Origin of the sequence: Rubritalea sp. (assembly GCF_039830215.1) — a bacterium.
Classification (GTDB): domain Bacteria; phylum Verrucomicrobiota; class Verrucomicrobiia; order Verrucomicrobiales; family Akkermansiaceae; genus Rubritalea.
Genome location: NZ_JBDOPO010000286.1, coordinates 1 through 11,757, shown reverse-complemented (window position 1 = coordinate 11,757; position 11,757 = coordinate 1). Strand labels below are relative to the sequence as shown.

Sequence of the window (11,757 nt, the reverse complement as noted above, 5' to 3'; positions counted from 1 at the left end):
GTTCCTAGCGTGCCATTCTCGAAGAGTTTTTTCATTTCACGTGACTCAGGACGCGCACGATTGTTGAAGTTAAACATCATTTTTTTACCTGTGGCCTCGGAGACTTCGATCATCTCTTGCAGCTCTGCCGCTGATAGAGCTGGTGGTTTCTCACAAAAAACATGTTTCCCAGCATTCATGCACTGGATAGCTAAAGGCGCGTGAAACTTATTAGGAACAATGATAGAGACTGCGTCGATGTCTGATTTTTCGAGCATTTCTTCTACGGAAGTATACGCCTCTGCTATACCCCACTCCTTTGCCGCCTTCTCGGCCGCCCCTGGAGCCATGTCTGCCACAGCTAGGATTTCTCCACCTGCCTGCTTAAATCCAGCAGCGTGATATTGCAGCATTCCGCCCGCACCGATAATTCCGATTTTTGTAGCCATTCTATGTGTGTCTTATTATTAAATTCCGTAATATGTTAGTCATAAATAACAACAACAAACACCGATTGCCGTGCCGTGATAATGACCTCCTTAAGGTTGCCAACAACCTAGGTTACTTCACCGTATTTTGGCAAGTTTTTCCGTTGTCACCCCGATACTACAGGTCAGCAATCAACTGAATATTAATAATCGACACACAAAAATAAGCGCTCCACAAAGTCTGATCAAATAATTCATCCATCCGCAAGCAAGCCTACCAATTTGAAAGCCAAACAATAGCAAATTTGAGACTGATTCACCTAACACCTGACTTATCTTTAATCTAATTTACAAATTTGTAAAAAACTGAAATATGAACAGCAGTCAACGTAGACATCAGCCAATTTATATGCTCACATCCGGCACACTTAACATTCCAACAACCTTTCACCAAAAACTCTATGCGCAAAGTTACATTATTCACTGGCCAATGGGCCGACCTTTCATCTGAAGAACTCTTCCCTAAAGTAAAAGAAATGGGCTACGATGGCGTGGAATTAGCCTGCTGGGGCGACCACTTTGACGTCCAAAAAGCCCTCAACGAAGACGGCTATTGCGAAGCTAAATGGGCTCAACTCGAAAAGTGTGGCCTCACCTGCTTTGCCATATCTGCCCACCTTGTAGGCCAAGCTATCTGTGACCTCATCGATGAACGCCACAAATCAATCCTACCTCCACACGTGTGGGGTGACGGCGAGCCAGAAGGCGTGCGCCAACGCGCAGCCCAGGAAATGATCGACTCAGCCAAGGCCGCACGTAAGTTTTTCGACCTCAAGCCAGGTGGCGCACCAGAAAAGGTAGTGGTCAATGGCTTCACTGGCTCTTCAATCTGGCATGCTCTCTACGCATTCCCACCAACATCACAGGAATACCTACAAAAGGGGTTCGATGATTTCGGCACACGCTTCAAAGTAATCATGGATGAATTTGACAAGGTTGACGTATTTTTCGCCCTCGAAGTTCACCCAACTGAAATAGCATTCGACATAGCCACAGCTGAACGAGCACTCGAAGCTCTTGATCAACACCCACGTTTCGGGTTCAACTTTGATCCATCTCACCTTGCTTACCAGGGTGTCGACTACGTAAAATTCATCTACAATTTCTCCGACCGCATCAACCACTGCCATATGAAAGACGTGTGGTTTGGTCACGGTGACGGAACTGTGGGAGTATTCGGTGGACACACAGAATTCCTCGACCCACGCCGCCACTGGGACTTCCGTTCCGTTGGTCGCGGCGATGTGAAGTTTGAAGAAATAATCGTAGCCCTCAACGACATCCAATACGATGGCCCACTCTCCGTAGAATGGGAAGATGGCCGTATGGATCGCCTCCACGGAGCAACTGAGTCCTGCGAATACGTCCGTAAGCTAGACTTCCCACGCAACACGAATCTGGCATTCGACGGAGCGTTCGACAACGACGCTCAGTAACCAAAACCTCAAATCTAAGATTCAGCTATGGCTAAAGTCAGAATGGGCATGATCGGTGGAGGCCAAGGAGCCTTCATTGGAGCTGTGCACCGCATCGCCGCGGCGATCGACCAGCAAATCGAGCTTGTCTGTGGAGCATTCTCCTCAGACCCCCAGCGCTCCAAAGACTCTGGGTCTGACCTCTTCCTTCCAGCTGATCGCTGCTATGGCACTTTTGCGGAAATGATGGAGAAGGAAGCTTCCCTTCCCGCTAACGAACGCATGCAGTTCGTGGCAATCGTCACACCGAACCACGTCCACTTCCCCGCGGCCAAGGCTGCTCTCGAAGCTGGTTTCCACGTCTTTTGTGACAAGCCCGTAACTCTCGATCTCGCGGAATCAAAGGAACTCAAGACCATCATAGAAAAATCGGGTAAACTCTTCGGCCTCACCCACACCTACACTGGCTACCCAATGGTCAAACAGGCACGCCACATGGTTGCTAATGGCAACCTAGGCGAGATCCGCAAAGTCGTCGTTGAATACCCACAGGGCTGGCTATCAGACCCTATTGAAAGTGACAGGAAACAAGCCGCATGGCGCACTGACCCCAAGAAATCAGGCGCAGCCGGCTGCATGGGCGACATCGGAACTCACGCTGAAAACCTCGCTGAGGAAATCACAGGGCTCCACATCGACGAACTCGCTGCCGACCTCACAACATTTGTTCCCGGCCGCAGACTTGATGACGACGGCAACGTACTTCTTCGTTTCGAAGGTGGAGCCAAAGGAGTCCTCACAGCCTCACAAATCGCCGCTGGCGAAGAAAATAACCTAGCCATCAAAGTATGGGGATCAGAAGGCGGACTCGAGTGGCACCAAAATACCCCCAACACCCTCCTCATCAAGTCCAAGACAGCGCCGATGCAAGTCTATCGCACGGGCAACGAATACAACTGTGATGCAGCAAAAGCTGCCACCCGCACACCTGCGTCACACCCAGAAGGCTACCTTGAAGCTTTTGCTAACCTCTACCTCAACTTCGCCAGCCACATCCGAGCAGTAGAATCCGGTGACACGCCTAGCGAGTTCGCCACAGACTACCCAAAAATTGATGACGGCATCCGCGGCATGGCATTTATCGAAGCCGTCGTGACATCCAGTGCCAACAACGCAGCTTGGACTAGGTTTGATATTTAGAACACCCAGAAAACCAAGACATCCCTCCCTTTCAATGGCCGACCTCAGGCGATTGCCACCATTTTTATTGCTCCACCACTCGCCCGAGAACTTAAACAGTTTAACTCGCAACTCAATTTGTGAGCGCTTTGGAGAAAAATACCTTGATTCTTACAGCTGAGGCGTCCATACAACGCCTCAACAGCGCTTCTGAAGCCATGGCTAACAAACTTAAAATCGCACTTCCTAAAGGATCCTTACAAGGTCCGACACTAAATCTGCTCGAGAAAGCAGGTTACAACATCTACCTCTCTGACAGAGGTTTGCGCCCTACTTCTGACGACTCTGACATGGATATCTACATGATCCGCGCTCAGGAGATAGCAGGCTACATCGACTCCGGCTTCCTCGACTGTGGCATAACAGGTCTTGACTGGGCCTATGAAAACCGTGCTGACCTTGTAGACTTGGCTGAGCTCCCATACTCACGTGCTACAACTCGCCCGACCAAGTGGGTGCTTTGCGTCCCTGAAAACTCTCCAGTCAAAACTATCCATGACCTCGAAGGCAAGCGTATTGCAACTGAGGGAGTAGGCATCACTGAGCGATACCTCGAAGAAAAAGGCGTCACAGCTAATATCGAGTTCTCATGGGGAGCTACTGAAGTCAAGGTACCTGATCTCGTCGACGCTATCGTCGACGTAACTGAAACTGGCAGCTCAATCCGGGCAAATAATCTACGCATCGTAGACACACTACTCACCTCATTTCCCCACTTCTATTCCAGCAAGCCTGCATTCGCAGATGATTGGAAGCGCGTTAAAATGGAACGTCTCGTTCTCATGCTCAAAGGAGCTCTCGACGCCCGCGACAAAGTTGGCCTCAAAATGAACCTTCCAGAAAAATCCTTGCATCAGGTGCTCGATACACTACCGTCACTTCGCCGTCCCACCGTTTCTCAACTTTCTGAAGCTGGATGGGTAGCCGTGGAAACCGTGATTGAGGAGACTGTGTCTCGCAAGATCATTCCAACTCTTAAGGAACTGGGTGCAGAGGGCATCATTGAATACCCTCTCAACAAACTCATTCGTTAATTCAACTAACCATAAACACATACCATCATGGGCTGTCTAAAAAAACGCCGTAAGGCTAAAATCAACAAGCATAAGCGCTCTAAGCGCTCTAAGGCAAATCGTCACAAGAAGCGCCTTCGCTATAAGTCATAATTAGACCTATACTCTGGAAGAATCTCTTCCCAATAAAAGCTCGTGAGTTTACCTTCACGAGCTTTTTTTATTACCCCACACCTCCCCCCCACAAATAAATCCACTAAATACTTGCAGCACGTGAGGAAACTGTCGCGTCGCGCTACCCTATCGAGTATTTCGCATTTTTCAGGGGCGAGATATCTCATCACACTCCGTAACAACTTGAATTAGTTGAAAATTCCATTTCAAATCTCCGAACTCTCCCCTACATTACGCACGTGGACAAACTGACTGAAATCATGAATCACAAGCGGGTCGAAATCGAGGCCGTGATCCCGCGCATGCAAAAACTCAAAGCTGCAGCTCTAGAGCGCAACGAATTCCGCGGATTCCGCTCTGCGCTCGACAGAGGACCCGATCAACTCAGCATCATTGCTGAAGTCAAAAAGGCATCACCCTCCGCTGGCATCATCGACCCAAATTTCGATCCAGTACGCCAAGCACGCATGTACATCGACGGTGGAGCAAACTGCATGTCGATCCTCACCGATGAGAAATACTTCAAAGGCCACCTTTCCTTTCTCTCCCGTATCTCAAAGGAATCACCAATCCCCTGCCTACGTAAGGACTTCATGGTTCACGAAGTTCAAATCTACGAAGCAGTCGTTGCGGGAGCTGACGCGATCTTGTTGATTGTTGCTGGCCTCACAGATGAAGAACTGAAAAAACTCTACGATATCTCCCGCACTTTCCAACTCGATGTCCTAGTGGAAGTCCACAACCTCTCAGAAATGGAGCGCGCGCTCGATCTTGGAGCCGACCTCATCGGAATCAATAATCGCAACCTCAAGACATTCACCACCGACCTCGGAACCACCGAGCAACTTGTCGATGAAGTCCCTGAAAACGTGATCCTCGTTTCCGAGTCCGGCATCAAAACCCCAGCCGACGGCCAACGTGTCCTCAATGCTGGAGCCAACGCCATCCTCGTCGGCGAATCCCTCATGCGCGCCAACAACCCAGCGGAAGGAATCGAAGCCTACCTCGGCCTTCTAGCCTCAGGTGACGACGTAATCGAAGCGTAAAGATCTAAGCATTAGTCGAGCTCGCTCGTAATAACTAAATGGAAGATGCTGTAAGCAAGACAAGCGCCCTCGACACCATTTGTGATTTCGGCCCTGAAATTCTTGGACTACACCCTTATTACTAGATCTCCACCCTCACCCCACTATTATCGCTCAGCATTTTCTGCTACAAGTACAACTCCACTTCATAAAAAATCACTCGAGCAAAGTGCTCTACCCTAGTCAACATAGCCATTGGCCACCTATTTTTTAGCTTTTATATCAAAGAACTAGGCGTACTAACTGTCAACGCAACAGCATCAATAGCAAGAATGGACTGTGAAGCTCTATTCAACGACCTTTCCTATATTGCAACCTTCACCATAAAGCAGCACGTCATTAGCTTCATTATATTTGGCATAGCCATTTTAAACTAGCACAAGACAGCTTTAAAAACCAACTCATAACGAACACACAATTTTGTCCTTCGTCGATACATTCAACAAGCTCCCAGAGCAAAAGTCCGCACTCCTCCAGAAGTTCGAGCGCCTTATTGCCCCCACTTCCAATGAGCAACTTGAAGCAATGGCAGCTGAGTCACAGAAACTGACTCGTCGAAACTTCGGTAAGACGATGCGGCTTTTCGCGCCGCTTTACGTCTCGAACGAATGCGTGAACAATTGCACCTATTGTGGATTTTCTAGGGACAACCCAATTCTGCGTACCACACTCACCATCGAGCAAGTCGTCACCGAAGCGCGCCACTTACATGGGCTAGGCTTCCGCAACATCTTACTCGTCGCCGGTGAACACCCGAAGTTCGTTTCAGATGGCTACCTGCAGAACTGCATCGACGCCATTAAATCATTCATCCCCACTGTCGCCATCGAAGTAGGTCCGATGGAAGACCACCAGTACGCAGAAATAGTCCAGCACGGCGGCGAAGGCCTCATCGTCTACCAAGAATCTTATGTGCGTGAAGTCTACAGCAAACTCCATACCGCTGGGCCAAAGAAAAATTTCGATTGGCGGCTCGAGTGCCCGGAGCGCGCCTATGCTGGCGGCTTCCGCAGAATTGGCATTGGAGCTCTTTTCGGTTTAGCCCCGTGGCGCCAAGAAGCTGTCGCTCTCGCAGCCCACCTCGAATACCTTTATAAGCACTGCTGGAAGGCATCATTCAGCGTCGCATTCCCACGCATGCGCCCGTACGCTGGAAACTACCAATACGCTCCTGATCCAGACCTATTTTTAGACGATCGAGCATTTGTCCAACTCACCGCAGCATTCCGTATCTGCTTCCCCCACGTCAACATCGTACTCTCCACACGCGAACCAGCAAATCTCCGCGACTCCATGCTAGGACTCGGAGTCACTCACATGTCGGCTGGTTCACAAACCGAACCTGGCGGCTACACCGGTGCCGGCAACGATGATCTCCACCTTACAGTCAAAGGCCGTCGCGTGGAAATAGAAGAACCAAAGCCCTGCCAAAAGGCCACGGAACAATTCACCATCGACGACAAGCGTAGCCCAGGTCAGATTGCCGAGCTAATCCAAAGCAAAGGATACGAAGCAGTCTGGAAAGACTGGGACGAGGCTATCCTGAACGCTTAAAAGGCTATGCCGTTTAGCGCTCAGGAACTAAAAATTAAGAATTAAAAATTAAGAATGAACGTTATACTTAATGGAAACAACCACCCACTCCCTGAAGACAAGACCGTCACTGGATTACTCATAGAGCTAGGACTTGCAGATAAGCCACTCGTAGTAGAACACAACAAGGTGGCAACCTTTCCTCGTGATTACGACTCCACTGTGCTAAAGGATAACGACTCCCTCGAAATCATCACCATCGCAGCCGGCGGCTAACACCTCTCGCATTGAACCTTACCGACTCCATACTCGCAGCACTCGAAAGACGCTGGACCAGCTTTGCTGAGCGCATTGAAATCACTGAACCCAGCAAACCGTGGGAAGCCATTGCCACCTTGCACACCTCACCAGAACGCAAGTACCACAACATTGAGCACATTCACGACTGCCTAGAAAAGTTTGATTCTTGGCCCAACAAACCAGCCGATAAAGCCTGCGACAGCATTGAGCTAGCCATCTGGTTCCACGATATCATTTACGAAAATACTCGCGCCGACAATGAGGACTATAGCGCGGCATTACTCACACATTTCCTCCGCGGCCACCCACTAGAAACTGAGGCCGTGGCGCTCATTATGGCCACCCAACACAAGGAAACTAGCGGCATGCGATCAGAAGAAATCATCTGTGACATTGATCTCTCAATTCTAGGCTCAGCCGCAGAAGAATACCAACGCTACGCAGACGCAATCCAGCAAGAATACGACTGGGTTGAACCAGAAATGTACCGTGAAAAACGCTGCGACGTGCTACGCAACTTCTTGCTACGGGAAAATATCTATCACACCGAGCACGCTCGCAGCCACTGGCAAGACCAAGCTAAAATAAATCTTCAAAACGAGATAAACCAACTCGAATCCCATTAATTTTACACACTCACATTCATGATCACCAATATTCGCAGGATGGCCGCAGAAGCCATAGAGGAATGGGAAAGCGGCCACATCTATGCCGAGACGCTTGTCGACAACTCCGCACGCGCCTACGGAATATCCAGAGAGGACCGCAATTTACTCAACGCCCTCACCATCGGGGTCGTACGCAACCGCAGACTGCTGGATCACTGGATCTACCACTTACGCGATGGTGAGATCGACCTTCAAGTTCGCTGCCATCTCAGAGTTGGGCTCTTCCAACTCCTTATCATGGGTCTCCCTGACCACGCAGCAGTAAACGAGACAGTCAACTCGGCCCGTAAAGGTATCCGCGGACTCATCAATGCCCTACTCCGCCGCACTATCCGTGAGCGCGAGGAGATGCTTGCATCAGTCGATTCTCTAGCACCAGCTATTCGCTACTCCCACCCAGACTGGCTCGTCGATCGATGGACCACACAATACGGCGAGGATAACACCATCAAGTTACTACAGTGGAACCAAGAACCATCACTCACCACCTTCCGACTCAACCCACTCAAGCCTGAGTCAGCAGATATAGTAACCCCCACGACCAGAATTAAAGAACTCGAAGGCCACGACGGATTCTTCGTATCTAGCGGGCTCCCGCCGAAAGACTGGATAGATGACGGACTCATCTACATTCAAGATCCGGCGACAACTCACTCGGTCACATTATTAGACCCAAAATCGGACGAAATCGTTCTCGACGCCTGCGCCGCACCTGGCGGCAAGGCCACCCAGATCGCAGCCTTGATGGGAAATCGTGGTTCACTACTCTGCACTGACTCAAACGAAAAACGACTACCTCGCCTACTCCGCAACCTCACTCGCCTCGGTATTGATATAGCTGAGACAGAAGAATTCGATTGGACCAAGCCAGCACCAGCAAAATGGATCAACCATTTCGATGCCATCTTACTTGATGTTCCATGCTCTAACACTGGCGTACTGCGCAAGCGAGTTGACGCTCGCTGGCGCATGACCCCCGAGAGCATCACGGACGTCTGCGGACTACAGAGACTCATTCTCAGCAATGCTATTGCCTGCCTAAAACCTGGTGGCCGTTTAGTTTACTCAACTTGCTCGATCGACAAGGAAGAAAACTCCGAACTCATCGCAACATTAGTAGCTGAACACCCGGAGATCAAACTGGAAAAAGATGAGGTCATCCACCCAGCCATTCACAAAACCGACGGAGCATACGCGGCCCGATTAGTGAAAACTCTTTAGACCTTTCCACTAGCTAGATGAGTGGACTGGACAAGGTAAAGATTTGACTACTCCTAGGCTACTTTAGACATAAAACATGCGATTCTTTATCCATCGCCTCCATGGATAAAACCCGACCTCAAATAACGTATAGTACTAATTCTCCGGAATCCCCCCCTTCCAGCATCTACAATAAGCATACCCCCTCCAGACTGGGTGGCTAATTGAAACAAAATTCGTGTACCCTACCTTAGCCACAATAAAAACCTCATTTCGCAGTTGATGCTTGCGGTATCTGCCCTTACAAGCGCAGCCGGGCTTGCTGTGCCCGATACGGCACACAACTATCTAACTGAAAACGCCACAGATCATGATCGAAAACATGCGTAAATACACCGGCCTTATGGTCGTCGTCCTCGTCCTCCTCGCAGCTGGACTAGTCCTCACCATGAAACCTGGCGGCTCCGGCGGTGGTGCTGGCAATCAATTCATGCAAGTCAACGATATTGCTCTTGATCAAAATGATTTTAGCAAGGCTGGCAAGAACACAATCTTGGCCATTGAGCGGCTCGCCCAACTTCAGAACTACAACGACTACTTCAAATTCAGAGAATTCGTTGGTACACTTACCGGCAATGCTACATCAGAAACACAAAGTCAGCTCAACTTTGTCACTAACCGCATCCTCCTCAAACAAGCTGCCGAGAAACTCGGTCTTTACTCAGCTCCTGAAGCGGCGCAAAAATACATCCTAGATACTATGTTCAAAGGACGTGACGGCTCCCACGATCCAGAACTCTATAGTAGCTACATCGCTAGCCTTGGTAATCGCGGACTCAAAGAAAAAGACTTCCAGCAACTCGTTGCAGAATACATCGTTTTCACCAAAACTCGTGATCTCATCGGAGGCGGACTCACTCCCTCTAAGGCCATCACGATTTCAGAAGACAAACTCAGCCGGCAAGACATTGGCATGAACGTTGTTTCCTTCAAACTTACAGATTTCGAGAAAACTATCACTCCCTCTGAAGACGAAATAAAAAGCTACTGGGAGACCCACAAGAACAAATACAAAACTGAGCGCAAACTAAAGCTCACCTACGTCCTGACTAACCTCGAGGATTCTAGCGAACCTAAGCGCCCAACGCCGGCAGCTGACGCTGACCCAACTGAAGCATCTAAGAAAAACCTGGAATACCAAGAGAAGCACGTCAAATGGACAGAACAACGTAAGAGCCACACTAAGATTCTCACTAAAATATTCTCTGACTTTGTAGACCAAGTCCAAGATTCTGAAGGTAAAGACTTTGATCAAGCAGCAGCAGCAGCAAAAGAAGAGGCCGGTGAAGACTTCACAATCGTCAAGACCGAGGCATTCACTATCGACAACGCACCTGAAGAACTTAAAAGACTCAGCCTAAAGAACTACCCGCAAGGCACTCAGTTGGTGTCCCTTATTTTTGCGAAGCAGTTCAATCCGGATGACATCTATCACAACTTTGACAACTTCACAGTTGGACGTGACGGCAACATAGCTATACGCCTTGATGAAGACGTTCAGCCCCAAGTTAAGACCTACGCTGAAGCGGCAGACGATGCCAAGGCCGACCTAATAGCGAAACGTGGAGTCGAGGCTATGATCACAGCAGCTAAAGATGCTAAAACAACCCTCACAGCAGCAGTCTCTGACTCAAAATCATTTGTCGACGCAGCTAAAGAAGCGAAATTTACAGTGACTGAACTTACACCTTTCAACGCAACTACACCTCCAGCAGATGTAGCTAACGCCGCAGACTTCTTCAGAATTGCACAGACCACAGCACCTAAGACAGTGGCTAACAAGTTATCCACTTCTGACGATTCTGCCTCGATCATCTACGTCACAACTCGCACATTGACTGTTCAAGGTGACGAAGCCCTAAAGGAAACTCAGCTTTTAGAGCAAGCAGCCAACGACCTCAAATACTGGGTGTTCAACGCTTGGATCAACGGGCTAAAAGAACAGGCTAATGCGAATGGTCAACTCAAGCTCCCTAACGCTCAGTAGGCAAACACGCTCACATTATCATTCTAACTAACTCAGCCCGCCACACCAGCGGGCTGACTTGCTGAATACCAAAGACAATGAACGACACGCTCCAAGAAACATTCGACGACGCCACAGGCGATCTCGCTATTGGTGATTTAGAATCAGCCATCCTAGGCTATCGAAAGTGTGTGACGCTCGATCCAACATTCTTTGATGGCTGGCAAGCCCTCGGCATGGCACTCATGAAAACTGGTGAGATCAAGGAAGCAATCGGTTGTGGCATCCAAGCAACCATGCTTCAGCCAAACGACCTCCTAGCGTGGACCGCACTCTCGCAGATGTACGTCCAAGACAAACAAATCGCAGAAGCTGAACACGCAAAACAAAACGCCACGATCCTAGGCATTGGCGGTAAAGTCGACAAAACTCGCGACTAACAGACTTCCAACTTCAACATCACACATTTAGACATGTACTACATCACAACCGCTATCGACTACACCAACGGCACTCCACACATCGGACACGCCTACGAAAAAGTGCTAGCCGACGTCCTCAATCGTTACCGCAAGCAAAAAGGTGAAGAGTCCTACTTCCTTACAGGTGTCGATCAACACGGACAAAAAGTCCAGCA

At 49.4% G+C, this 11,757-nt stretch carries 13 protein-coding genes; 12 read left to right on the top strand and 1 reads right to left on the bottom strand.

What is annotated here, in order from left to right:
• Nucleotides 1–428 (bottom strand): Gfo/Idh/MocA family oxidoreductase (locus ABGY95_RS09525; protein WP_347441443.1); only part of this gene is annotated, 428 nt, incomplete at its 3' end.
• Between the two features lie 440 nt (nucleotides 429–868).
• Here ABGY95_RS09525 and ABGY95_RS09520 point away from each other — a divergent pair.
• The 12 genes from ABGY95_RS09520 to ABGY95_RS09465 form a co-directional block, all read left to right on the top strand.
• Nucleotides 869–1,903 carry a sugar phosphate isomerase/epimerase gene (locus ABGY95_RS09520; RefSeq protein ID WP_347441442.1) on the top strand — a complete coding sequence of 345 codons (1,035 nt, stop codon included), beginning with the start codon at nucleotides 869–871 and terminating at the stop codon, nucleotides 1,901–1,903.
• 27 nt (nucleotides 1,904–1,930) lie between these two features.
• Complete coding sequence (locus ABGY95_RS09515) at nucleotides 1,931–3,082, top strand: Gfo/Idh/MocA family oxidoreductase (protein ID WP_347441441.1); 1,152 nt, start codon at nucleotides 1,931–1,933, stop codon at nucleotides 3,080–3,082.
• A gap of 197 nt (nucleotides 3,083–3,279) precedes the next feature.
• Nucleotides 3,280–4,155, top strand: a complete 876-nt coding sequence (hisG, locus tag ABGY95_RS09510; protein ID WP_347441445.1) for an ATP phosphoribosyltransferase — start codon at nucleotides 3,280–3,282, stop codon at nucleotides 4,153–4,155.
• A 27-nt stretch (nucleotides 4,156–4,182) separates the two neighbouring features.
• Nucleotides 4,183–4,287 carry an AURKAIP1/COX24 domain-containing protein gene (locus ABGY95_RS09505; RefSeq protein WP_105044110.1) on the top strand — a complete coding sequence of 35 codons (105 nt, stop codon included), beginning with the start codon at nucleotides 4,183–4,185 and terminating at the stop codon, nucleotides 4,285–4,287.
• A gap of 281 nt (nucleotides 4,288–4,568) precedes the next feature.
• Nucleotides 4,569–5,354: an indole-3-glycerol phosphate synthase TrpC gene (trpC, locus tag ABGY95_RS09500; RefSeq protein ID WP_347441440.1), complete on the top strand. Its 786-nt coding sequence runs from the start codon at nucleotides 4,569–4,571 to the stop codon at nucleotides 5,352–5,354.
• A gap of 459 nt (nucleotides 5,355–5,813) precedes the next feature.
• Complete coding sequence (gene thiH, locus ABGY95_RS09495; protein ID WP_347441439.1) at nucleotides 5,814–6,947, top strand: 2-iminoacetate synthase ThiH; 1,134 nt, start codon at nucleotides 5,814–5,816, stop codon at nucleotides 6,945–6,947.
• 54 nt (nucleotides 6,948–7,001) lie between these two features.
• The gene (thiS, locus tag ABGY95_RS09490; protein WP_347441438.1) at nucleotides 7,002–7,202 is read left to right on the top strand and encodes a sulfur carrier protein ThiS; all 201 of its coding nucleotides are present in this window, start codon (nucleotides 7,002–7,004) and stop codon (nucleotides 7,200–7,202) included.
• 11 nt (nucleotides 7,203–7,213) lie between these two features.
• Nucleotides 7,214–7,852 (top strand): hypothetical protein, encoded by a 639-nt coding sequence (locus ABGY95_RS09485; protein WP_347441437.1) that lies wholly within the window; start codon nucleotides 7,214–7,216, stop codon nucleotides 7,850–7,852.
• A gap of 18 nt (nucleotides 7,853–7,870) precedes the next feature.
• Nucleotides 7,871–9,115: a 16S rRNA (cytosine(967)-C(5))-methyltransferase RsmB gene (rsmB, locus tag ABGY95_RS09480; RefSeq protein WP_347441436.1), complete on the top strand. Its 1,245-nt coding sequence runs from the start codon at nucleotides 7,871–7,873 to the stop codon at nucleotides 9,113–9,115.
• A 349-nt stretch (nucleotides 9,116–9,464) separates the two neighbouring features.
• A complete protein-coding gene (locus tag ABGY95_RS09475) occupies nucleotides 9,465–11,141 on the top strand; it encodes a SurA N-terminal domain-containing protein (RefSeq protein ID WP_347441435.1) in 1,677 nt (558 codons plus the stop codon).
• A gap of 77 nt (nucleotides 11,142–11,218) precedes the next feature.
• Nucleotides 11,219–11,560 carry a tetratricopeptide repeat protein gene (locus ABGY95_RS09470; protein ID WP_347441434.1) on the top strand — a complete coding sequence of 114 codons (342 nt, stop codon included), beginning with the start codon at nucleotides 11,219–11,221 and terminating at the stop codon, nucleotides 11,558–11,560.
• 33 nt (nucleotides 11,561–11,593) lie between these two features.
• The coding region (locus ABGY95_RS09465; RefSeq protein ID WP_347441444.1) for a class I tRNA ligase family protein at nucleotides 11,594–11,757 on the top strand (164 nt) is incomplete at its 3' end.